The organism is Paeniglutamicibacter sp. ZC-3 (assembly GCF_025847175.2).
GTDB lineage: Bacteria > Actinomycetota > Actinomycetes > Actinomycetales > Micrococcaceae > Paeniglutamicibacter > Paeniglutamicibacter sulfureus.
The window spans coordinates 130,532-153,732 of record NZ_JAOYTG010000001.1 but is presented as its reverse complement, the minus strand read 5'-3'; the positions used below and the strand labels follow the sequence as shown (position 1 = coordinate 153,732).

Annotated in this window: 22 protein-coding genes and 2 tRNA genes; 21 read left to right on the top strand and 3 right to left on the bottom strand. The window is 64.6% G+C overall.

Annotated elements, in window-relative coordinates; all coding sequences use genetic code 11:
* Positions 1–137: 137 nt before the first annotated feature.
* Positions 138–998, bottom strand: a complete 861-nt coding sequence (locus OIU93_RS00705) for an SGNH/GDSL hydrolase family protein (protein ID WP_264268135.1) — start codon at positions 996–998, stop codon at positions 138–140.
* A gap of 92 nt (positions 999–1,090) precedes the next feature.
* Between OIU93_RS00705 and OIU93_RS00700 the strand changes: the two genes are divergently transcribed.
* The 4 genes from OIU93_RS00700 to OIU93_RS00685 all read left to right on the top strand — a co-directional run bounded on the left by OIU93_RS00700 (position 1,091) and on the right by OIU93_RS00685 (position 3,263).
* Entirely contained in the window at positions 1,091–1,747 is a 657-nt protein-coding gene (locus OIU93_RS00700; RefSeq protein WP_264268134.1) for an alpha/beta hydrolase, read from the top strand.
* A gap of 106 nt (positions 1,748–1,853) precedes the next feature.
* Positions 1,854–2,405: a hypothetical protein gene (locus tag OIU93_RS00695; RefSeq protein ID WP_264268133.1), complete on the top strand. Its 552-nt coding sequence runs from the start codon at positions 1,854–1,856 to the stop codon at positions 2,403–2,405.
* Entirely contained in the window at positions 2,395–2,916 is a 522-nt protein-coding gene (locus OIU93_RS00690) for a hypothetical protein (RefSeq protein ID WP_264268132.1), read from the top strand. The genes OIU93_RS00695 and OIU93_RS00690 overlap by 11 nt, the downstream gene beginning before the upstream one ends.
* Complete coding sequence (locus OIU93_RS00685; RefSeq protein ID WP_264268131.1) at positions 2,913–3,263, top strand: GntR family transcriptional regulator; 351 nt, start codon at positions 2,913–2,915, stop codon at positions 3,261–3,263. Before OIU93_RS00690 ends, OIU93_RS00685 begins: the two co-directional genes overlap by 4 nt.
* A 16-nt stretch (positions 3,264–3,279) precedes the next feature.
* Here OIU93_RS00685 and OIU93_RS00680 read toward each other — a convergent pair whose 3' ends face one another.
* Entirely contained in the window at positions 3,280–3,507 is a 228-nt protein-coding gene (locus OIU93_RS00680; RefSeq protein WP_264268130.1) for an RNA-binding S4 domain-containing protein, read from the bottom strand.
* Between the two features lie 144 nt (positions 3,508–3,651).
* Here OIU93_RS00680 and OIU93_RS00675 point away from each other — a divergent pair, with 144 nt between their 5' ends.
* From OIU93_RS00675 to OIU93_RS00645, 7 genes are all read left to right on the top strand, one after another.
* The gene (locus OIU93_RS00675) at positions 3,652–4,632 is read left to right on the top strand and encodes a DMT family transporter (RefSeq protein WP_264268129.1); all 981 of its coding nucleotides are present in this window, start codon (positions 3,652–3,654) and stop codon (positions 4,630–4,632) included.
* Entirely contained in the window at positions 4,629–5,618 is a 990-nt protein-coding gene (locus OIU93_RS00670; RefSeq protein WP_264268597.1) for a DMT family transporter, read from the top strand. Before OIU93_RS00675 ends, OIU93_RS00670 begins: the two co-directional genes overlap by 4 nt.
* 177 nt (positions 5,619–5,795) lie before the next feature.
* Positions 5,796–6,389 (top strand): carboxymuconolactone decarboxylase family protein, encoded by a 594-nt coding sequence (locus OIU93_RS00665; protein WP_264268128.1) that lies wholly within the window; start codon positions 5,796–5,798, stop codon positions 6,387–6,389.
* 238 nt (positions 6,390–6,627) lie between these two features.
* A complete protein-coding gene (locus tag OIU93_RS00660; RefSeq protein WP_264268127.1) occupies positions 6,628–8,013 on the top strand; it encodes a glycine--tRNA ligase in 1,386 nt (461 codons plus the stop codon).
* Between the two features lie 4 nt (positions 8,014–8,017).
* Positions 8,018–8,935, top strand: a complete 918-nt coding sequence (locus OIU93_RS00655; RefSeq protein ID WP_264268126.1) for a GNAT family N-acetyltransferase — start codon at positions 8,018–8,020, stop codon at positions 8,933–8,935.
* Between the two features lie 208 nt (positions 8,936–9,143).
* Complete coding sequence (locus OIU93_RS00650; protein WP_264268125.1) at positions 9,144–9,578, top strand: GntR family transcriptional regulator; 435 nt, start codon at positions 9,144–9,146, stop codon at positions 9,576–9,578.
* Positions 9,579–9,702: 124 nt separating this feature from the next.
* Positions 9,703–10,947 carry a hypothetical protein gene (locus OIU93_RS00645; RefSeq protein WP_264268124.1) on the top strand — a complete coding sequence of 415 codons (1,245 nt, stop codon included), beginning with the start codon at positions 9,703–9,705 and terminating at the stop codon, positions 10,945–10,947.
* An 81-nt stretch (positions 10,948–11,028) separates the two neighbouring features.
* On the opposite strand, the gene OIU93_RS00640 is transcribed toward OIU93_RS00645, so the two are convergent.
* Entirely contained in the window at positions 11,029–12,042 is a 1,014-nt protein-coding gene (locus OIU93_RS00640) for an LLM class flavin-dependent oxidoreductase (RefSeq protein ID WP_264268123.1), read from the bottom strand.
* Positions 12,043–12,171: 129 nt separating this feature from the next.
* Between OIU93_RS00640 and dusB the strand changes: the two genes are divergently transcribed.
* From dusB to OIU93_RS00590, 10 genes are all read left to right on the top strand, one after another.
* Positions 12,172–13,368: a tRNA dihydrouridine synthase DusB gene (dusB, locus tag OIU93_RS00635; protein ID WP_264268122.1), complete on the top strand. Its 1,197-nt coding sequence runs from the start codon at positions 12,172–12,174 to the stop codon at positions 13,366–13,368.
* 8 nt (positions 13,369–13,376) lie between these two features.
* Positions 13,377–14,660, top strand: coding sequence for a deoxyguanosinetriphosphate triphosphohydrolase (locus tag OIU93_RS00630; RefSeq protein ID WP_264268121.1), 1,284 nt, complete (start codon positions 13,377–13,379; stop codon positions 14,658–14,660).
* Between the two features lie 72 nt (positions 14,661–14,732).
* The gene (gene dnaG / locus OIU93_RS00625) at positions 14,733–16,610 is read left to right on the top strand and encodes a DNA primase (protein ID WP_264268120.1); all 1,878 of its coding nucleotides are present in this window, start codon (positions 14,733–14,735) and stop codon (positions 16,608–16,610) included.
* 67 nt (positions 16,611–16,677) lie between these two features.
* Positions 16,678–16,753: transfer RNA gene (locus OIU93_RS00620), tRNA-Asn, on the top strand.
* A gap of 238 nt (positions 16,754–16,991) precedes the next feature.
* A complete protein-coding gene (locus OIU93_RS00615) occupies positions 16,992–18,416 on the top strand; it encodes a lipase maturation factor family protein (protein ID WP_264268119.1) in 1,425 nt (474 codons plus the stop codon).
* Between the two features lie 202 nt (positions 18,417–18,618).
* Complete coding sequence (locus OIU93_RS00610) at positions 18,619–20,301, top strand: ABC-F family ATP-binding cassette domain-containing protein (protein WP_264268118.1); 1,683 nt, start codon at positions 18,619–18,621, stop codon at positions 20,299–20,301.
* Positions 20,302–20,390: 89 nt separating this feature from the next.
* Positions 20,391–20,463: transfer RNA gene (locus tag OIU93_RS00605), tRNA-Asn, on the top strand.
* A gap of 162 nt (positions 20,464–20,625) precedes the next feature.
* The gene (locus tag OIU93_RS00600; RefSeq protein ID WP_264268117.1) at positions 20,626–21,507 is read left to right on the top strand and encodes a phage holin family protein; all 882 of its coding nucleotides are present in this window, start codon (positions 20,626–20,628) and stop codon (positions 21,505–21,507) included.
* 129 nt (positions 21,508–21,636) lie between these two features.
* Positions 21,637–22,290: a CDP-alcohol phosphatidyltransferase family protein gene (locus OIU93_RS00595; RefSeq protein WP_310288794.1), complete on the top strand. Its 654-nt coding sequence runs from the start codon at positions 21,637–21,639 to the stop codon at positions 22,288–22,290.
* Positions 22,278–23,189 (top strand): DMT family transporter, encoded by a 912-nt coding sequence (locus tag OIU93_RS00590; RefSeq protein WP_264268116.1) that lies wholly within the window; start codon positions 22,278–22,280, stop codon positions 23,187–23,189. The genes OIU93_RS00595 and OIU93_RS00590 overlap by 13 nt, the downstream gene beginning before the upstream one ends.
* The last annotated feature ends 12 nt before the right edge of the window (positions 23,190–23,201 follow it).

The window sequence follows — 23,201 nt, the reverse complement described above, 5'->3', positions numbered from 1 at the left end:
AAGGGGCATGGTCCGGTTGGGAGATGCAAGTCAGGCTGTGCGCGGATCCTGGTCGGTAAGGGACTTCAGGCGCGCCTGCGAATTTTCATCTCGCAGGGTATGGCCGTGGCAACACGCGGACCCTGTCGCCGAGGGGCTCAGATCGCGGGACCGTTGCCGAGGGACGAGTTGGGCGGCTGCTCGGTAAAGGGAGTGGCGAGCGGTCGTTTCGGCAGGACGCCGTCACCGGAGGACTGGTGGCGGAGGCGGCGCAGTACCCATGGCGCCAGGTGCGTGCGCGCCCAAATCAGGTCGTCGCGGCGGGCATCGCGCCAGTTCTTGATCTCGGCCTCGGACGGTTCGAGCTGTTTCAGTTGGTGCGGGACGTTCAGTGCATCCAAGGCCATTGCCGCGATGGTGTGGTGGCCCAGAGGCGAGAAATGCAATCGGTCATCCGCCCACATGCGCGGTTGGTGCAACTCGCGCAGCGACCACATGTCCGCCACCACCGCATCGTAGCGGGCCGCGATCGTGCGTACGTTTTCGTTGTAGATGGCGACCTTGCCCCGGATTCCGCCCAATACGGGGGTGTCTCGGATATCGGGTCCGGTGAAAAGCAGGATCGTGGCATTAGAGGTGGCCAATACGCGCATGAGCGCGTCGAGCTTGTCGGCGATGGCATCAGGGTCGCCGCCCGGGCGAATCACGTCGTTGCCGCCGGCGCACAGGCTGATGAGGTCCGGCTTCAGCTCCAGTGCGGGCCCCGCCTGCTCGTCAAAGATCTGGGTGATGAGTCGTCCCCGAATGGCCAGGTTGGCATAGGCAAAATCATTGACACCCTCGCTGAGCTGTTCGGCAACCCGGTCGGCCCAGCCGCGGTAGTTCCCGGGGCTGCGGGGGTCGTCATCTCCAACGCCTTCCGTGAAGGAATCCCCCAGGGCGACATAGCGACTCCACGGATGCCTTCCGGTGCTCGGTGGGGTCGAAGCTGCGGAAGGTGTTTCAATCACGTTGTTCACGAAGATCTTCTTATCAAAGAATACGTAAGTTACCTAAGCGTAGCTTTCTTGGTGGATCGCCGAATGCTGCTTTCTTCTGCTTGACTGGTCTGGTGAGCGAAACAAGTTGGAACCCCACTGTCATTTGGTCCCGTCCGGAATCCGAACGCGCCGGCACCCCGCTGCTGGTGCTTTTGCACGGCTACCTCTCCAATGAAGAGGACCTCATGGGGTTGGCCCCCATGTTGCCCGAGGAATTCACCATTGTCTCGGTTCGGGCCCCGCAGTCCTTGGGTCCTGGATACACCTGGTTCCCGCTGATGCAGGACCTGGATTATTCGTTTGATGCCGTCAAGAACTCCATTGCCGACCTGTGGTCCTGGCTTGATCCGGTCAGCAAGCAGCATTCATCGGTGAGCCTACTGGGATTCTCCATGGGCATGGCCGTGGCCACGTCCCTGCTACGGCACCAACCCGATGCGATCTCCACGGTCATCGGCCTTTCCGGTTTTGCGGTGCCGGAAGAGGGGTCGGGTTTCTTCCAGGACGAGAAGCTCAAGGAAATGCGGAAGCCGGTGTTCTGGGGAAGGGACCAGGCCGATCCAGTCATCACGCAGGACAAGATCGAATACACCCATGCCTGGGCGACTAGTGACGTCCACGTCACCAAGGTGCTTTATACCAACATGTTCCACTCGGTGAACGCGCAGGAAATGTCCCATGTGCACGAGTTCCTGAGCCATGTCGTGCTTAAGGGTGCAAAAATCTAGGTTTTTTGTACCTTCCCATTGACACAAGAAGCGGCCACCTGTTTGTATTAATTTATTGATACAAGCGGGTGGCTGTTTGGCTCCCGGTCCAACAACGGGAGCCACCATGGTCAACGGATTCGCCCTACTGCTGCTCCTTGGCTTCTCGGTCGGCATCGTCCTGCTGGTCAGACGAAACATCGTCACCCAGAAACGCTCCGACTTGCTGTCACTTGCTGCCTCCGGCACCTTCGTCGAACGGGCCAACGCAGGCAGGGTGCTGCGGAGCCTGCGGGCACGCACCGCCGCGGCACTGGCGGTGATGGCCTTGGGCGGCGCCGTGGCGTTGGTCCTTCACGCGGAATACCCTGGTGCGGCCGGGCTGCCCCTTGCCGCCGCCCCCGCATGCATGTGGATCCTGGCCTCCTTGGTCTTCGTGGCCTGGCGCCTCCCGCACGAGTTCTCGGACATCTCCCCGGAATCGTCGCTGCACACCAGCGCCGAACTGACGCCGCGCTCGACTGGAAATGTTCGGCCCGGCATGGGGGATCGTGATGCCGGCTGTGCTGCTCGGGGCATCGGCCGCGGGTCTCATCCTTGCAGGGATCCTGTCGGGACCGGACGAGCGGGGGCGCTTCCGCAACCTCCCGTATGTATCGGCCGGCGGCGTGGAACTTGACCAAAACATGGTCGAGACCCAAGTCCAGCTGGGAGCCGGATCGATTGGGCCCTTTCCGGGGTGGTACTACGGACTCCCGGTGCTGGCGCTGCTGCTGTTGGGAGCCGGGCTGGGCCTGTGGGCACTGAGTTCCAATGCCCGTCGCCCGCGGATGCGCGGGCTGCGACTGCGTGCCTTCGACGATGCGGTGTGGACCAATGTCGGCTACGTCATCAGCACGGGCTTCAGCGCGATGCTCTGCTTCCAGGTCGCGCCCTTGCTGCTGTTCGCGGCCTCGGCCCTGCACGGATCCGGAATGAACGCGCCCTACGTCGTGGGCCAGGTCCTCGACGAAGGCCGCGTGCCCGGCATGACTGCGGATCCATTGCTGAGCGCGCTGGCGCTGGCCATGGCTGTGGTCGCGTTGTTGCTGCTGATTGTTGGCGCCGTCCTGCTGGTGCGGTTGCTGGGGTGGGTGGGGGCTACTGTGCGCCCGCTGCGGTTCCCCGCGACGGCCGGGGCCATTGCATGATCACTCTGGACGCATCGCATCCCAGCGGACCCGCCGAACAGGTCCGTGCGCAAATAGCGGCGCTGATCCAGTCGGGGGAGCTGGATGCGGACGAACGGTTGCCGTCGGTGCGCCAGTTGGCCGGCGACCTGCGGGTTGCCGCCGGAACCGTGGCCAAGGCCTATAAGGAACTGGAGGCTGCAGGACTGGTGCGCACTGGACGCGCCAACGGTACTCGCGTGAATCCCGGCCAGCTGCTCGATGCACCGGCCTTGAGGGAAGTTCGGCGTCTTGTGGCAGCCGCGCGCAATGCGGGCATGAGTTTGGATGATGTGCTGGGAATCGTGGCGGTTACCTGGAACGCATGATTCCGGTGGACTATTGCTAGGCGGACTCCACGCGGACGGACTCGCCGTTGACGGTTACGGTGTCGCCATTGCGGATCTGGGCGCCGCGGCGCGTCTCGATTTCGCCGTTGACCTTCACCAAGCCATCCTCGATCAGCTGCTTGGCGTGTAATCCGTCGTCGGCCAACGATGCCAGTTTCAGCAGTTGACCCAGTCGAATCGACTCGTCGCGGATTTGGATGGGGAATGTTTCGGAATTTGCCATGTATCCATCATGGCGCATCGTTCGACCGCATATGCACGAGGAGAGGGTGGCAGGCGGGTTTTGTGGTGTTGGCGACATAATGGCGCTGTCTTGGGGGCTTCGCAGTAGGTTGCACTAGTAGGAAACCCGTCCCCAAGGAGATCAGTGGCACGCCCCGAATCGCAAGCACATGCAGTCCCCTTGGCGCTGGCCGCGTCGGCCGGGATGCTGATGCCCCTGCAGGCCTTGATCACTTCCGAGGGCGCAGGGTTCCTCGGCGGGTACCTTTCAGCGGCTCTTCTCAGCGCGCTCACATCCCTGGCCTGCCTCTTGGTGGCGAGCGTGGCGATTCCCGGGGCCCGTGCGGGGTGGAGGAAATTCGGTTCCGTGTGGCGCGACCGCACCATCCCGAGGTGGTTCCTGCTGGCCGGACTGGTCGGCTCGTATTACATGGTTGCCCAGGCCATGAGCGTGGGCAGCATCGGCTTGGCCCTCTTCGCCGTCGCGGTTGTCGGAGCCAGGACACTGTCGAGCATCGTCATCGACATGATCGGGTTCAGCCCGGCCGGGAAGCAGCCGGTGACCCGCATCCGACTCCTTGGCGCGGGGCTCTTGGTCATTGGCGCGGTGATTGCCGCCTGGGGTACGGGAGCGCAGGCGGCCGAATCGCCCCAGGCTCTTATTGCCCTGGCCGTAGCTGCGGGGGCAGGACTCTTGGTCAGCTTCCAGCAATCCATGAACGGCCGTGCCGGGAAGGCCTATGGCTCCACCACCACCGCGACGGCAGTCAACTACTTGGCAGCCGCTGCCGGGTTGCTGGTGGCCATGGCACTCGCGGCCGTGCTGCGGATTGAATCCTTCGGATTCTCCCACGCGCCGCTGTGGTGGATGTACTTTGCCGGGCCGCTGGGCATCCTCTTCGTTGTCACGGGTGTCACCCTGGTTCCCCGGCTCGGTGCCCTGCTTTTGGGCATGGGGCTGGTGACGGGGCAATTGGTCGGTTCCCTCGTCATGGACCTGGTCATATCGCCCGAATTGGTTGGCGCCAACGAAATCGTCGGAACCCTGGTCACGCTGCTGGCGGTCCTGGTGGCCTCGTGGCAACCCAACGGGCGACCACGCTGGAAGGCACGGAAGTCATCATGATTTCATCCCCGGCTCACGCACCGCGCAAGGAACGCTCCCTGGCGCCGCTCTATGTGGCGACCGCCGTGGTGGCCGGGTTGGCGATGCCAATCCAGAGCCGCATCAACGGCGCCCTGGGACTCCGGCTGGGGGATCCGGTGGCCGCCTCGCTGGTCAGCTTCACCACCGGACTCATCGTGCTGGCCATCGCCTCGCTGCTGTTGCCCGGTGCGCGCGCCGGGGCCATGGCGATCCCGCGCGCGCTGCGGGAGAAACGCTTCCCCCTCTGGTACCTGGCCGCCGGCTGTGTCGGCGCGTTCGTGGTGATCTCCCAGACGCTGACGGTGCCGCTGCTGGGCGTCGCCCTGTTCACCGTCTCCATCGTCACGGGCCAGACCCTGGGATCCCTGCTGGTTGACGGCATTGGCTTCGGGCCCGGCGGGCGGCGGCGCATCAGCACGCTCCGCGCGCTCGGTGCCGGATTGACCATTGCCGGAGTCATCTGGGCCGTGAGCCCCCGGATGGGGTCTGCCGCGTCCATCGCCGCCCTGCTGCTGCCGATGGCCATACCGCTGGTGGTCGGCTTCCTTATGGGGTTCCAGTCCGCGGCCAACGGCGTCCAGGCGCAGGCCTACGGCACACCGGTGGCGGCAACGCTGGTGAACTTCTTCGTCGGCGGGCTCATGCTGGCGCTCCTGCTGCTGGTGCGCCTGCCGCTGGTCGGGCTCCCGGAGTCCCTGCCCACCCAGTGGTGGTACTACCTCGGCGGCCCGCTGGGATGCGTGTTCATCGGGCTTTCCGCGTTCCTGGTCAAGCACCTGGGCGTGCTGCTGACCGGACTGGGCATGATCTGCGGTCAACTCGTGGGATCGCTGCTCATCGACGTTCTCGTTCCCGCGCCCGGAGCCGTGATCAACGGCGCGACGATCGCCGGGACGCTGTTGACGCTTGCAGCCGTCGCGCTGGCCTCGATCCCCTTTGGCAGAATGCTCCGGGCGCGGAAATAACCGCACCCGCCGTCACCCTGGCGGCGAGGGACCCGACAGGGGATGCCCGGAAACTTGGGGCATCGGCCCCATGTGCCTGCGGGCCGGACTGTTCTAGGATCGCGCCAACAGGGAAAACGGAACGGGCATGGAAGCGCGGCCGAATCCCCGTCGACGGGAACCGGGAGGCGCCACGCCATGAGTATTCTTCACACCGCCGGCGAGGACGAGGCGCAGGGCGCCGTCGCCGCTGCGTATGCCGCCGATCGCTCCGCCCTGGGGTACGTCCCCAGCCACACCAAGGTCCTGGCCATTAATCCCGAGGCCTTCGAGGCATGGAAAGCCCTGCAGGGGTCGATCGCGAAATCCATGGGCATGCGCCGCTACGAACTGGTGACCCTGGCCGCGGCGCTGGGCATCGGATCCCGGCATTGCCGGCTGGCCCACGGAAACAAGTCACTGAAGTACTTCGATGAGCAGGAACTGCTGCGCATCTCCAGGGACTACCGCACCGCCGGCCTGGAGGACGCCGAGGTCGCCATGATGGACTTCGCCGTGAAGCTGAGTACCGATTCGGCCGCCATGGGGGAAGCCGACAGCCGGCGACTGCGCGATCTCGGCTTCTCCGACCGGGAAATCGTTGACATCACGCTGGCGGCGGCGGCCCGGAACTACCTCAGCCGGATCCTGCAGGCCCTGGACGTGGACGTCGACGTGCCGCCGACACTCAGCAAGGAAATGCGCGGCGCCCTGCTGGACCCGCTGGATACCCGACTGCCTGTTGCCGACTGATTCTTCCCCCCGACGGGGACCTCGATGTCGGGGAAGCCGCGGCGGTGATTCGCTATGTGCACCCCGCGGCCGAAAGGGTCCCGGACCTCATCCGGTGCGGGAGTGCGGGGGTGGCCCGCATCATGGGCCGTCGGCCACCGGGACGCTCGAACTTCGCAACCCAAACACGTTAGGCTGGGCGAGTATGTTTTCGCCCAACGGACCGCAACCAGCGGCCTCGTGAACCATTGGAGTTGTTATGGCGCCTCAGTCCAAGCTCGATCAAGTCATCTCCCTCGCCAAACGGCGCGGCTTCGTCTTCCAGGCCGGTGAAATCTACGGCGGATCCCGCTCCGCATGGGACTACGGACCCCTGGGCACCGAACTGAAGGAAAACATCAAGCGCGAATGGTGGCAGACCTTTGTGCGCGGGCGCGAGGACATGGTGGGCCTGGATTCCTCCATCATCCTGCCCAAGGCCGTGTGGGAAGCCTCCGGCCACGTCGCCACCTTCACCGACCCGCTGGTCGAGTGCACCTCCTGCCACAAGCGCCACCGCGAGGACCACCTCATCGAGGCCTTCGTGGCCAAGAAGAAGCGCCAGCCGGTCGACGGCATGAGCGAAATCGCCTGCCCCGATTGCGGCACCAAGGGCCAGTTCACCGAACCCCAGCTCTTCTCCGGCCTGGTCAAGACGTTCCTGGGCCCGGTCGACTCGGCCGCCGGCATGCACTTTATGCGCCCGGAAACCGCGCAGGGCATCTTCGTGAACTTCAACAACGTGCTCACCGCCAGCCGCAAGAAGCCGCCGTTCGGCATCGGCCAGATCGGCAAGGCCTTCCGCAACGAGATCACGCCCGGAAACTTCATCTTCCGCACCCGCGAGTTCGAGCAGATGGAAATCGAGTTCTTCACCGCACCCGAGGACGCCCCGGCCTTCTTCGACAAGTGGGTCGAGGACTGCTGGGCCTGGTTCCTGGATTTGGGCATCAACGAGGAGAACCTGCGCCGCTTCGACGTTCCCGAGGACGAGCGCGCCCACTACTCGGCCGGCACCATCGACTTCGAGTACCGCTTCGGCTTCCAGGGTTCGGAATGGGGCGAGCTCATGGGTGTCGCCAACCGCACCGACTACGACCTGACCAGCCATTCCAAGGGCTCGGGCACCGAGCTGAGCTACTTCAACCAGGCCACCGGCGAACGCTACACCCCGTACGTGATCGAGCCGTCCTTCGGCCTGACCCGTTCGATGATGGCCTTCCTGGTCGACGCCTACGTCGAGGACGAGGCCCCGAACGCCAAGGGCGGGGTGGACAAGCGCACCGTGCTCAAGCTCGACCCGCGCCTGGCCCCGGTCAAGGCCGCCGTGCTGCCGCTCTCGCGCAACGAGGACCTGTCCCCGAAGGCCAAGGCGCTGGCCGCCGAGCTGCGCAAGACCTGGAACATCGACTTCGACGACGCGGGTGCCATTGGCCGCCGCTACCGCCGCCAGGATGAGATCGGCACCCCGTTCTGCATCACGGTGGACTTCGACACCCTCGAGGACCAGGCCGTGACCATCCGCGACCGCGACACCATGACCCAGGAACGCGTCGCCCTGGACAAGGTGCGCACCTACCTGTCCGAGCGCCTCAACGGAGCCTAGGACCATGTCGACACTCCAATTCCGGCCTTGGCGTGACGGGGACGACCTGGCGCTGCTGGAGATCTTCGGCGACCCGGCATCCCCGCATGCCCACCAGGACCGGACCATGTTCCGGGCCGATTCCGACGCGCCCTTCAGCCGGGCGCTGGTGGCCACCGACGAAGGGATCGCGGTCGCGGCGGGCGTGGTCTTCGCCTCGACGCTGCACCCGACGCGCCTGTGGCTCTACGTCGAGGTGGCGCGCGAACACCGGCGCACCGGGGTGGGCACCGAGCTGGTGGCGCGCTTGCGCGCCCTGCTGCCGCCGGGGCACCCGGCCGAGCTCAAAGCCCGCTACACCCGGACCGCCGGGACCGACGCCGTGGCTGCGGCCGGGTTCTGCGCGTCGCTGGGCATGAAGGAAATCCAGGTCGCCCGCGACGTGGTCGTCGAGCCCGGCGGGTTGAAGTTGCCGTTGTTCGAGGACGACGGGCTGACCCTGGACGACATCGCCACCGGCAGCGTCGAGCTGACCCAGCTCGTCGTCAAGTTCTACAACGCGACCCATCACTGGGACCCGGCAAACATGACGCTGGGCAGTGCGCAGAAGATGCTGCTGGACGACGCGACCGGCGCCCAGGGCGTGATCGTGTTCCGCGACAAGCCCAAGGCCAAGGGCGGGAAAATCCTCACCTTTGCCATCAGCTACACCCCGGCGCGCGCCGATGCGCCCGCGGACGTGTTGCTGGGCTGGAACCCGGAGCTGGGCCTGGACGAGTCCGCGGAGCCGATCCGCGGGATGCTCGCCATGCTGGCGCACCAGTACCCGGTGAAGCTGGAGGTCGACGGTTCGATGGTGGTGCTCTCCTCGCTGGTTGACGCGCTGGTCCGAGCCGACCATGCAACGGTCACCGCAACCACGCACATCGTGGCGACCGCGTAGCTCCACCGCAGCAACGTCGATGGCGTCGGATGCGTCCCCTTGAGGGGGGGAGCATCCGGCGCCATTGTCACGTTCGGGAGAAGTTTGGTTGCATCTTGTGTCAGGACCTTGACACAAGACGCAGCCCCCCTGTTGTATTGTCCCAGTGGTACAAGTGGACGGGGGGTTGCCCGTCCCGGATGCTTGGGGTGAAAGGTGGGGAACAGACATGGCGATTGCACATGAAGGCCGTGGTTCCCTCGAACCCGCGATTTCGCCGTCGGCTGGTCAACTGGGTATCGGCACAGTTGCCGTTGACCCGGCCAGCCCCACGGGGCCGGCCGAACAAGTCCGCAGCCAACTCACCGCGTTGATTCAAAGTGGTGTGCTGCCTGCCAACGCGAAGCTGCCCACCGTGCGCCAGCTCGCGGGGGACCTGCGTTTGGCCGCCGGCACGGTGGCCAAGGCCTACAAGGAATTGGAATCAGCGGGGTTGGTCCGCACCGGCCGGGCCGCCGGAACCCGGGTCAATCCGGGCCGGGGCCTGGCCGAACCGGCACTCGCCGAGGCACAGGTCTTTGCCCGGGCTGCCCGCACCGCGGGCCTGAGCCTCGAGCAGGCCCAGGGATTGCTGGCCGTGGGGTGGGATCGCACGGCCAATTGAGGATTTCGCATCATCTCCGCCACCACCTGCCGGCGTCCGCACGCCAGGTGTCGGGACATCGACACAGCGTCGAAGGCTGCGGATGACGGACCCCTGAGGGTCCCTGCGGAAGGTCGGATGAACGATGGAACTCTCAACGACGACGGTTCTTATTCTGGTTGCGGCAACAATCCTGTTGGTGGCCCTCCTCTGGGTCCTGATCTGCGCGGTGCCGCGCACCCGCGGGAAGCTGCGGGCGGAAACCTCTCGGCTCGATGTTCCTTCCCGGCGAGTGGCGGCAACGCTCCTGGCCGGATGGGGCACCGCCGCCGGCTGGGCGCTGGCGGCCGGCATTGCCGTCTATCTGGTGCTCCGCGTGGCGATGGAAGTGTGGGCCCGCGGGGTGGCAACGGCAGCGCATGCGCCGTATTTCGAGGAAACCGAAGAACACTTCCAGGGATTCATGGCATGTCAACGTTTGCCGGAGTCGAGTCCGGGGGCCACCGAGGCGGACGTGGAAAGATGCTACGACGCGTTGGGTGAAGCGCCCCTCGCTCCGCCGCAGGCCAATGACGCGTGGCCGCTCTTGCTGGGGTTGCTGGTGCCGTTGGTTGCGGTGATGGTGACCCTGGGATTGCTGGCCCTGCTGGCCGCCCGGAGGAAGAACCCCGAGGCTGCGGGCGCCACGGCGGCATCGGCGCACGTGCAGCCCCGTGGATTCCTGAGCTTCGGGCCGCGCTGGGCCATGGCAATTCCCGCGGCCGCCGCATTGTTGCTCTGCGGATGGCTGGTGGCCACGGGGCTGGCCTCGAGCAAGGATGCCTACGGTCGCTTCACCAGACTTGTCGTCCAGCGAAACACTGCCACAGACGACCCCGAGGTCGGTTATGCCCTGCCGCTGACTCCCGGGCCGCAATCGGTCGATATCCACGGCTGGTTTTTCGGGGTTCCCGTGATTGCCGCGGCGCTAATTCTGCTGGTGATTGCCGTGCTGTTGCTGCGTTCGTTGGCCCAGGCCCCGCGGCCCAGGGATCCGAGCCTGTTCGGGGTCGATGACCTGGCCCGGAAGCTGAAGGCAAAATTCGTTGCCGGTGTGGCAGGTGCGGGAATGCTCGCGGCGCTTGCCCCGGTGGCAGTCCACACCGGTGGTGCCATGCTCACCGTGGCCGGCGACGTGCGCGCGGTCGGGGAGAACGTCGAATTCTTTTACCACGACACCATGCTCAGCGGCGCCTACAGCTACGTCGCCGGACTGCTGTTCACTGCCCTGGCCATCCTGATGCTGGTGCTGGCTGTTGGGGCGGCCGTTGAGCTGGTCGCTGCGCGAAAACTGGCCGTGGCACTTGCCCTGGACGAGGAAAAACAGGGCTCGGGTCCGGAATTCCGATAGGCCTTCGAGCAGCAAGTGCGCTTGGCGTTCCGGTCCCCGGCTATTGGGGGGGCGGGACGCCAACGGCATGGGACAGGTCGACTACTTCTTCCAGCCCAGCTCGCGCGCGATGTTCGCGATCTCGGTCATCACGTGCGCGTTGTAGTCAACGCCGAGCTGGTTCGGCAGGGCGAAGAGCACGTAGTCGGCCTCGGTGATCGCGTCGTCGTCCAAGAACTGCTGCGCGACCTCCTCGGGGGAGCCGGCATAGGTGGGGCCCGAGCGGGCCACCGATCCGTCCAGCACGCCCACGGAATCCCCGCGCTCGCGGCGCCCGAAGTAGATCTCGTCCGTGTCGGTGGTGATGGGGAACGCGCTGCGGGTCACCGCGGTCAGCCCGCCGGTGCTGTGTCCGCTGGCTGCATAGGCGTCCTTGTATTGGCGCAGCTGGTCGGCCTGCAGCACGTGGAAGGGCCGCCCGTCGTCCTGAAGCAGCAGCGTGGAAGAGAGCAGGTTCATGCCGACTTCGCCGGTCCATAGCCCCGATTCGATGGTCGCGGCACCCCACCAGATCCGGTTTTCCAGGCCCGGGGAGACCGGGTTGATCGGGAGCAATTGGTCCTGGTCGTGGTGGCGTTCGGGCATCGGGTGGGCCATGCCTTCCCCGGCGATGGCTGCACGAAAGCGAGCCGCCCGTCGGCGCGTTTCATTCGCCCAGCTGTTCCCCGGTTCCAGGTCGTAGCCGAACTGGTGCTGCCCGTCACGGGCGGATTCGGGCGAACCACGGCTGATGCCCAGCTGCAGGCGCCCATTGCTGATTGCGTCGGTGGCCCCGGCCATTTCGGCCATGTAGAGCGGGTTCTCGTAGCGCATGTCGATCACCCCGGTGCCGACCTCGAGCGTGGTGGTCTTCGCCGCCATGGCCGCCAGCAGCGGGAACGGGGTGGAGAGCGAATTGCCGAAGTGGTGCACCCGCATCCAGGCCCCGTCGAACCCGGATTCCTCGGCCGCGACCGCCAAGTCGATCATCTGGCGCACGGCATCGGCCCCGGTGGGCACCGGGGAGTTGCTGGAACCTCCCGAGTGGCCGAAGGTCAGGAAACCAATCTTTTTCACGCCTCGTCCTTTGCATGCAAACGTATGTACTTTGGGTACAGCCTTGCGAGGCCACCCATTATTCCCGGTGTGATGCACAAGTTGGCGCCCGGCGCCCACGGATTTGGATCTATTTGAGAGAATGGGTTAGTGACTGCAATTTCCGACGTAACCCAGACCGGCGCGCCCCCGACGGCGAAACTTGAGCTGCCCCCGCTCCAGCTGGGAAAACACACCATTGACACTCCGGTGATCCTGGCCCCCATGGCCGGCATCACCAACAAGGCCTTCCGCCGGCTTTGCCGTGAATACGGTGGTGGCGTGTACGTCACCGAAATGGTCACCTCCCGCGCGCTGGTGGAACGCAATGCCGAGTCCATGCGCATCATCTCCCACGACCCGGACGAGGAACTGCGCTCGGTGCAGCTCTACGGCGTGGATCCCAAGACCGTCGGCGCCGCCGTGCGCCTGATCGTGGAGGAAGACCGCGCCGACCACATCGACCTGAACTTTGGCTGCCCGGTTCCCAAGGTCACCCGCAAGGGCGGGGGAGCGGCCCTTCCGTGGAAGAGCGACCTGTTCACCTCCATCATCAAGGCGGCCACCACCGAGGCCGCCCGCGGGGACGTGCCCTTGACCATCAAGATGCGCAAGGGCATCAACGAGGACCACCTCACCTACATCGAATCGGGCAAGATCGCCCGAGACCACGGCGTTGCCGCGGTCGCCCTGCACGGGCGCACCGCCAGCCAGTACTACTCCGGCAAGGCCGACTGGGACGCCATCGCGCGCCTGCGCGAATCCCTCCCGGACATGCCGGTGCTGGGCAACGGCGACATCTGGAGCGCCGAGGACGCGGTGGCCATGGTCAAGCAGACCGGCATCGACGGCATCGTCGTGGGCCGCGGCTGCATGGGCCGCCCCTGGCTCTTCGGGGACCTGCAGGCAGCCTTCGAGGGCACCGACAAGCGCTACACCCCGGGCCTGGCCAAGGTCGCCGAGACCGTCTACCGCCACGCGGAACTGCTCACCGAGTACTTCGAGGACGAGTTCAAGGGCCTGCGCGACATCCGCAAGCACATGGCCTGGTACTTCAAGGGCTACCCGGTCGGCGGGGACATCCGCTCCGCCCTGGCCCAGGTGCCCACCCTCGAGGTGCTGCGCGAACTGCTGGACCAGCTGGATCTGTCCATGCCGTACCCCGGCAAGGACGCCGAGGGCCAGCGCGGACGCGCCGGATCCCCGAAGAAGACCCACCTGCCCGACGGCTGGCTTGCCACGCGCGAGATGGACGAGAAGCACAAGGCCATGATTTCCGCGGCCGAACTAGACGTTTCCGGCGGCTAAGGAGCCCAATGTTGCAGATTCCCGGCTACACCGAGGCGGACGAGGATCGATGGGTACCCGAACCGCCCAAGAAGGCGTACCGGACGGCGTTTGAGCGCGACCGCGCCCGGGTGCTGCACTCCTCGGCGCTGCGCCGGCTGGGGGCCAAGACCCAGGTCGTGGCGCCTTCCTCCGACGACTTTGTCCGCACCCGGCTGACCCACTCCCTCGAAGTGGCCCAGGTGGGCCGCGAGCTCGGCGCCACCCTCGGCTGCGACCCGGACGTGGTGGACACCGCCTGTCTGGCCCACGACCTGGGCCACCCGCCCTTTGGCCACAACGGGGAAAAGGCGCTGAACGAGCTGGCCGGCGACATCGGCGGCTTTGAGGGCAACGCGCAGACCCTGCGACTGCTCACCCGGATCGAGACCAAGACCTTCAGGCACACCGGTGCCTCCGCCGGGCTGAACCTGACCCGCGCCTCGCTGGATGCCGCGTGCAAGTACCCGTGGCTGCGCGAAGACGCCCCGGAGAAGAACGGCAAGAAGACCTCCAAGTTCGGGGCGTACGTCGACGATGCCCCGGTCTTCGACTGGCTGCGCTCCGGCTCCGGCGCCCAACCTCGGCAAACCTGCATCGAGGCACAGGTCATGGACCTGGCCGATGACATCTCCTACTCGGTGCACGACGTCGAGGACGCCATCAACGCCGGACGCTTCCAGTTGCGCTGGATCAAGGACAAGGACCAGCGGGCCCGGGCGATCACCTTCACCCGGCAATGGTATTTGCCGCACGTTGAGGACGGCGTCATCGATGCCGCCTTCGCCCGGCTCGAGGCCACCAACGAATGGGTGCCGCACGCCGATGGCTCGCGCCGTTCCATGGCCGCACTGAAGGACATGACCAGCCAGTTCATCGGGCGCTTCTGCCAGTCGGCCATCGACGCCACCCGCGAGCAGTTCGGGCCGGGGGAGCTGACCCGCTTCAACGCCGCGCTCATCGTCCCCGAATCCACCGAACACGAGATCGCCGCGATGAAGGGCCTGGCCACCGCCTATGTGATGACCAGCGACGAACGCAAGCCCATCTATGCGCGGCAAAGCGAAATCCTCACCGAGCTGGTGGCCCTCCTGGCCGAGACCGGGGACAAGTACCTCGAGCCGCTCTTCGCGGCCGACTGGCGCGACGCCGCCGACGACGCGGGCCGGCTGCGCGTAGTCATCGACCAGGTGGCCTCGCTCACCGACGCCTCGGCCATCGAATGGCACGCCACCCTGGTGTTGGGCAAGAGCTTCAACGAACGGCTCTTCTAGGCCGGCAGGCCCGATCCACAGCCCGCAGCGGAACGGCGCATTCCATCCTCGAATCGTCACTAGACTGGGTGTATGGCAGGCCTGATTAAGCGTGAAGATATCGACGAAGTCCGCAACCGCACGGACATCAAGGAAGTCATCGACGGATATGTGACGCTGAAGTCCGCCGGTGTCGGCTCCTGGAAGGGCCTGTGCCCCTTCCACGACGAACGTTCCCCGTCTTTCCACGTGCGCCCGCAGGTCGGTTCCTTCCACTGCTTTGGCTGCGGCGAGTCCGGCGACGTGATCGCCTTCCTGCAGAAGATGAACCACGGCACCTTCTCCGAGACCGTGGAGCAGTTGGCCGGCCGCGTCGGCATCGAACTGCACTACGAGGACGGGGGCACCGGCCCGCGCCGCGAGGAAACCGGCCGCCGCCAGCGACTGCTCGACGCCCACAAGATCTCCGAGGAGTTCTTCCGCGAACAACTCACCACCCCCGGAGCCGCGGCCGGGCAGAAATTCCTGTCCGAACGCGACTTCGACGCGGAGGCCGCAGCGCACTTTGGCGTCGGCTACGCGCCCCAGGGCTGGGACGCGCTGCTCAAGCACCTGCGTGGGCGTGGCTTCCAGGACGAGGAACTCAAGCTCACCGGCATCTTTTCCGAGGGCAACCGTGGCATCTACGACAGGTTCCGCGGCCGCCTGATCTGGCCCATCCGCGATCTCACCGGAGCCACCATCGGCTTCGGAGCGCGCAAGCTCTACGAGGACGACCAGGGGCCCAAGTACCTCAACACCCCCGAAACCCAGCTCTACAAGAAGTCCCAGGTCCTCTACGGTGTCGACTTGGCCAAGAAGGAAATCACCAAGACCCGCCAATTGGTCGTGGTCGAGGGCTACACCGACGTGATGGCCTGCCATCTTTCGGGCATCGGCACCGCGGTTGCCACCTGCGGCACCGCCTTTGGCACCGACCACATCAAGATTGCCCGGCGGCTCTTGCGTGACGACGGATCCGGCGGCGAAGTGGTCTTCACCTTCGACGGCGACGCCGCCGGCCAGAAGGCCGCCCTGCGCGCCTTCGAGGAAGACCAGAAATTCATCGCCCAGACCTACGTCGCCGTCGAGCCGACCGGAGCGGACCCGTGCGACCTGCGGCAGAAGCGCGGCCCGGAGGCGGTGCGCGAACTCATCGATTCCAAGCGCCCGCTCTTCGAATTCGCCATCAAGGCGGGATTGAAGAACTACAACCTGAATACCGTCGAGGGCCGGGTGCAGGCGCTGCGCGTCAGTGCCCCGATTGTTGCCGAGATCCGTGATTCGGCCATTCGCCCGGCCTACGCACGTGAACTTGCCGGTTGGCTCGGCATGGACATGGAGGACGTCAACCGGGCCGTGGGGGCCTCGGTGCGACGCAACCGGATGCCCAAGGCGGAGGAACCGGTCCGCGGAGGCGCCGGCCATGCGGCACCGGAGCAACCTGCCGCCCCGGTCTACTCCCGACCCGATCCGCGCGATCCGGTATCCCGGATGGAACGCGAGGCACTGGAAGTCGTGCTGCAGCAGCCGGCGCAGCTGACACCGGAGCAATGGCAGGCGTTCTATGACGCCCGCTTCATGGCCCCTGCCCATGCCGCGGTGCACGATGCCGTGCGCGCTGCCGGAATGGCAGGTGCCACCCCGTCGCAATGGGTCGAGGCCATCCGGCAGGAAGTCCCGGAACCCTTGCGATCTTTTGTCTCCGAACTGGCAGTGACTCCGTTGCCCGCAAGCACCAGCGAGGCATTGCTGCGCTATTGCAATGACATCATCAATCGTCTCTTTGAGCTGCAAATCACACACTTGAAGGCGGAGAAGATGGGTGAGCTGCAACGCATGGATCCCGCGGGGGATCCGGAGGGCTTCCAGCGCATCAATCGCGAGCTGTTGGAGCTGGAATTGCGCCGCAGGGCACTGCGCCAGGACTAGTTGCAGCCGGGTGTGGGCGACGATTTTTGTTTTCCCGAAACCTTGTGTAGAGTATTTCTCGTTGCATTCCTCCGTAGCTCAATTGGCAGAGCATTCGACTGTTAATCGAAGGGTTACTGGTTCAAGTCCAGTCGGAGGAGCCAAAACAAAAGAATCCGCATTTTCTTCACAGAAAATGCGGATTCTTTTGCGTTAACCCACCATGGCCGGGAGGGTGCCATTGAGGAGCGCTCCAAGGCGGCGTTGGCGAGGATAACGACCCAGTGCGTTGCACCGGATTTGGCCCGGCTCAGTCTGGCAAGCAGACAGGCAGGCGCTTCTCGCCTATGGCCCCGTTGGCAGGGCATGGCCGCCGTGTCCCGATGAATCTAAGCTGATGCCATGGAATGGCTGGCGGCGTACGACTACGGCATGGCCCGCGAAATCCTGCAACGCGGGGTTGCGCTGATCTACCTGATTGCCTTCATTTCCACCCTGAACCAGTTCCGGGCCCTTGCCGGCGAACGCGGCCTGCTGCCCGCGCCCCGGCTACTTGGCGGACCCGGCGCCCGCCGTCCTACGATATTTAGCAGGATCGGGTACTCGGACCGGAAACTGGTGGCGGTGTGCGCCGCAGGGTGTGCCATTTCCGGGGTACTGGTCGTCGGGCTTCCCCAGGCTGGACCTCCGTGGCTGCCGCTCTTCGCCTTCCTTGCCCTCTGGGGCTTGTACATGTCGATCGTAAACGTGGGGCAGATTTTCTACGGTTTTGGCTGGGAAATGCTGCTGTTGGAGGCCGGGTTCACGGTGGGCCTGCTCGGTTCCCGGCAGGTCCCGCCACCGCTGACCATTCTGTTGCTGATCGCCTGGCTGGTGTTCCGGCTGGAGTTTGGAGCGGGCATGATCAAGTGGCGTGGGGACCCGGCCTGGAGAAACCTCACGGCCATGTACTACCACCACCAAACACAGCCGATGCCCGGGCCGTTCAGCCGCCGGGCCCACCTGGCCCCAAAATGGTGGCACCGCTGCGAGGCGGCGGGCAACCACGGCGCCCAACTGGCGATCCCGTTCCTGCTGTTTGCGCCCCAGCCACTGGCCTCCATCGCGGCGGGCATCATCATTGCCACCCAGCTGTGGCTGGTGGCCACCGGCAACTTCGCGTGGCTGAACTGGATCACCATCGTGCTGGCTTTCTGCCGGGTCAGCGACCCGGTGCTGCGACGGCTCATCCCCTGGCTGCCACCCGAAAGCAGCGCGCGAGCGGAGGCACCCGTCTGGTGGACCGTGACCGTGCTGATCGGCACGCTGTTGTTGGCCGTGCTCTCCGTTCCGGCGCTGCGCAACCTGTTCTCATCCGATCAGCGCATGAATGCGGCCTTCAACCGATGGCAATTGGGCAACGCCTACGGTGCCTTCGGCTCGGTCACCAGGGAGCGGATCGAAGTCGTCATCGAGGGCACCGAGGACGAATCACCTGTCGAGGCCACCTGGCTAGAGTACGGGTTCAAGGGGAAACCGGGGGACGTTTCCAAGAGGCCGCGCCAATTCGCGCCCTATCATCTGCGCTTGGACTGGATGATGTGGTTCCTGCCGCTGGGATCCTTGAACCAGCGCTGGTTCCATGCGCTCTTGGTCAGGTTGCTGGAGGCCGATGCCCGGACACTGGCACTGTTGGGCCATGACCCGTTTTCCGGCAGGAAGCCGCGCTTCATCCGAATACTGACCTATCGCTATCGTTTCGCCACCGATGCCCAGCGCAGGGACACCGGAGCCCATTGGGTGCGCGATAGGCGGCAGCTGGAGTTCGGTCCGCTCGAACTTCAATAACCGGCCGCAACCGGTTCGCGACTTCACTGACAACTCGCGCCACGGATCCGACAAAGTTCGGTGCGCGACACCGGGTACAAGTGGCCGGCATCCGCCCGGTGCACGACTACGGGGAACACGCTGGACTACACCGGGGGACTTTGCCGGGGTCTCGGGGTGACCCCGGTGGGGCTCCAGGCCGGGACATCAGTAGGATGGGAAGGTGGCTCATATCGACGTATCCGACATCCATTACTTCCTCTCCGACGGAACCCAACTCCTGGGCGGCGTGACCTTCAAGGTCACCTCGGGATCAAAGACCGCTCTGATCGGCCCCAACGGCGCGGGAAAGACGACGCTCTTCAAGATCATTGCCGGGGACCTGAAATCGGATGAGGGCGCTGTCAGTCGATCCGGGGGCATGGGCATCATGCGGCAGTTTGTTGGCCAGGTGCGCGACGAGTCCACCGTGCGCGACTTGCTGGTTTCCACGGCTTCGGCGGACCTGGCGGCAGCCGCGAAGGCCGTGGATGAAACCGAGCTGCTCATGATGGAATCCGACGACGAGAAAATCCAGATGCGCTATGCCCAGGCCATCATCGACTGGGGAGATGCCGGCGGCTACGAACTGGAAACCGCGTGGGACAAGGTCTGCATGGCGGCGCTCGGCGTGCCCTTCGACCGCGCCGCCCACCGCCTGGCATCAACACTTTCCGGCGGCGAGCAAAAGCGGCTGGTCCTTGAGGCCCTCTTCGAAGGCCCCGACGAGCTGTTGCTGCTTGACGAGCCCGACAACTACCTCGACGTCCCGGGCAAGCGCTGGCTCGAAGCCATGCTCAACGCCTCGCCGAAGACCGTCCTGTTCATCAGTCACGACCGCGAACTGTTGAACAACGCAGCCAACCGCATCGTCACCCTCGAACCCGGCCACTCCGGCGCCACGGCCTGGATCCACGGCGGCGCGTTCGGTTCCTACGTCGACGCACGGCGCGAACGCAACGAACGCTTCGAGGAACTGCGCAAGCGGTGGGACGAGGAGCACGCCAAGCTCAAGGAGCTGGTGAACATGTACAAGAACAAGGCCGCCTTCCGCTCGGACATGGCCAACCGGTACCACGCCGCCCAAACGCGCCTTGCCAAGTTTCTCGAGGCCGGTCCGCCCCAGGCCATCCCTCTTGAACAAAACGTCAACATGCGGCTCAAGGGCGGGCGAACGGCCAAGCGCGCCATTGTCGCTGAGAAGCTTGAGCTCACCGGGCTGATGAAACCCTTCAGCAACGAGATCTGGTTCGGGGACCGCGTGGCGATCCTGGGCTCGAACGGTTCGGGCAAGTCCCACTTCCTGCGGCTGTTGGCCTCGGGCGGAACCGACCCGGAACGCGAACACCTGCCGGTCTCGGAGGTCGAGATTGCCGAGGTCCCGCACAACGGAACGGTGAAGCTTGGGGCACGCATCCGTCCCGGGTTCTTTGCCCAGACCCACAGCCGACCCGACCTCCTGGGCAGGACGTTGCTGGACATCCTGCATCGAGGCGACGAACACCGCTCGGGCATGGCCAGGGAAGCGGCCTCCGGAGCGCTTGACGGTTACGGCCTGGCCGGCCAAGCGGAGCAGAAATACGATTCCCTCTCCGGCGGACAGCAGGCACGATTCCAGATCCTTCTGTTGCAGCTTTCCGGGGCAACCTTGCTGCTGCTTGACGAGCCGACCGACAACCTTGACCTGCATTCGGGGGAGGCGCTGGAGAGGGCCATCGAATCGTTCGTCGGTACCGTGCTGGCGGTGACCCACGACCGCTGGTTTGCCAGGTCATTCGACCGGTTCCTGGTCTTCGGTTCCGATGGAAAGGTCTACGAGTCAGCGGAACCGGTCTGGGACGAGAAGCGGGTACAGCGCCAGCGGTAGTGGGGACCTGCTCCGGGCGTGCGGGCTGATCAACCAGCTTTCGATTTGGGGTTCCAATCGGCGCTCTGGTAGTGTTTTACCTGCTTCATTCCTCCGTAGCTCAATTGGCAGAGCATTCGACTGTTAATCGAAGGGTTACTGGTTCAAGTCCAGTCGGAGGAGCGCACATAGGAAACCCCGTTCTCCATTGGAGGGCGGGGATTTCTTGTCTCAAGTCGATCTCATACCCTGGGTGTACCCCTGCAGGTTGAGCCGTTTAGGCACGTCCGGGTGATAGTTTTGGGTTGAGCGGCCCGGGCCTAGGCCGCATGAAACGGAGAGACCATGTCTGGATCGGAATCGACTGGAAACCAATACCAGTCAACGCCACTAACCATCAAGGGACAGGTAAGCGGACTTAGCCACCTGATCCCGAACCAGGTGGCTGACGAAGCACGCATCGCCGCCATCGTCCTGAAGTCAAAGGGCATTGGCGTTGGCATTGCTGCAGGTGCCGGTATCGTGGCCCTGGCCTTGCTGGCCTTCATGATAATTGCCTTGGTCGTGGCCCTGATCATGGGAATCGGAACGGTCATTGAACCTTGGCTGGCAGCACTGCTTGTCGCTGCCGGATTCCTCGTTCTGGCACTGATCCTTGCCGCATTCGCCTTCTTCAAGTTCAAGAAGACCATGCCGCTGCTGCCTGACGAAGCGATTCGCGGGATCCGGCACGACCTTGGCGTGGTCAAGGACGGCAGCGCCTTCGATGTTTCGACGCTTGACGAGCCGAAACCGTCCAAGAAGAAGGACGAGCAGGACGAGAAGGAAGCCAAGAAGGACGATCACGAGGCAAAAGCCGAGAAGCTTACGCACAACGAACTGATCATCCGCACCCGGGAACGTCGCGAAAAGATTGCCTTGCACCGCGACGGCCTGGGACAAAAACTCGAGGTGCCACTCCACCTTGGAGAAAAATTCTCCGGCGCGGGACAAGCCGCCGGCGACGCGGTGTCCAAGGCCGCCGGCCAGGCCAGGCACCTGGCGGACACCGCATCGGGGAAGTTTTCCGAAGGCATGGAGCGGGCAACCGAAAAGGTGGGATCCCTCAGCGGTTTTGAAGGCGAAAACACCAAGGAGGCCCTGCGCGAGCGGTGGCAACCCTTGGCGATCATGGCCGGCTCGGTGACGATGTTCTTTATCTTCCTGCGCAAGCTACTGAGCAAGTAATCAATAACCCGGTGCGGCCAGGCTGAAAACCCTGAACCGCCGCACCACCGGTCACGACTCCCGTCGATCAACCCGATCAGGGGACGGGGAAGCGCGAACCACATGCCACGTGAATAGTCCCACCAGTCCATGAGCACGGAACAGACCATGAAAGAGGAGGGCATGCGCATTTTTGGAGCGGGGACACGCGACAACTTTGAATACCGCGAGCTCGCCACCTTCTGGACGGTGCCGAACCTGATAACTGTTCTCAGGTTCCTTCTGGTGCCGGTGTTCGTCTGGCAGACGCTCACCATGCATTACGGCTGGGCTACGCTCACGTTGGCAATCCTGGGTTCCTCCGACTGGATCGATGGATTTGCGGCCCGCCGCCTCGATCAGATCTCAACCGTTGGCAAGTGGCTGGATCCCGTGGCTGACAGGCTGGCGCTGATTGTTGTCGCCACGACCTTTGTGTCGACAGGAATAGCCCCGGCATGGCTGGTTTTTTCCATCGTGGTTCCCGATGCCGTCTTGATCATCAACGCATGGGTGCTCTTTCGGGGCAATCCCAATCTGCCGGTGAGCAACCTCGGAAAGTTCCGTACCGCGTTGCTTTTGGTCGGGACTCCGTTGCTGCTGCTGGGAAACACGGATTGGGGCAAGGGAAGCATTCTGGGGGACATCGCGACTTGGGCACTGGCGCTGGCCTGCGTACTTCACGTGATTGCTGCGATGCAGTATTTTGTACAGGCGCGGAGCAAGGCCAGGGCACTGAGGTCGGGAACTGAATGGTCTGGCTAGCGGTCACGGCGGCGATTGCCGGGGCATTCTTTCTGGCCTTTGGCACGCAGCGACAATCCAGTGCGGTGCGCGCCAGCGCCGGCGGACTGGATGTGACCGGATGGGGGATGCTTCGTCTTTTTAGGACTCCCCGCTGGGTCCTGGGCTTGGTCCTGCTCGCCATGGGGATGAGCCTGAATGTCTATGCCTTGGCGAGCGCTCCATTGACCGTGGTCCAGCCCATCGGTGCAATTGCGCTGGTCATCACCACGGTGGTCAATGCCCGCGAGCACCACATCAAGATGAATCGGCCCACGATCCTGGCGATCATTGCCTGCATGGTGGGAAGTGCGGCCTTCGTCTTCCTGGCCATCGAGGTCAGTGCCGAGGAGCACAAGATCACGAGCGGGCAGGAACTGCTGACCATCCTGATCCTGGCGATCGCCGTTGCCGTTTTCGGCGGGGCCGTTGTGGTCTTCCCACATAGACTCGGCGCGTTCTTCTACATACTGGGTGCCGGGGTCCTCTTCGGGTTCGTGGCGGTGCTGGTGCGCACCATTTCCGTGTCGCTGCTCGATCCAAACGGGCGGTTCCTGGCCAACGTTTCGTGGTACTCGATCCTGGCGGTGGTGGTTGCCGGCCTGCTCGGTTCCTACTTCGTGCAAAACGCATATTCGAAGGGCCCGCCGGACCTGGTCATTGCCGGACTGACGGTGATCGACCCCATCGTCGGGATCTCCATCGGCATCGCGATCCTGGGTGAGCTGGATCCCAATGTCCAACCCGCCATCGCGCTAAGCATGGTCGGTGCCGGTTGCATTGCTATCGTAGGGGTGATCGCCTTGTCGCGACATCACCCGGACGTGCTTGAACGCAAGGCCGAAGCCAGACGGCGGACCAAGGTCACCGATGGCAAATAGAGCTTGCCGTAG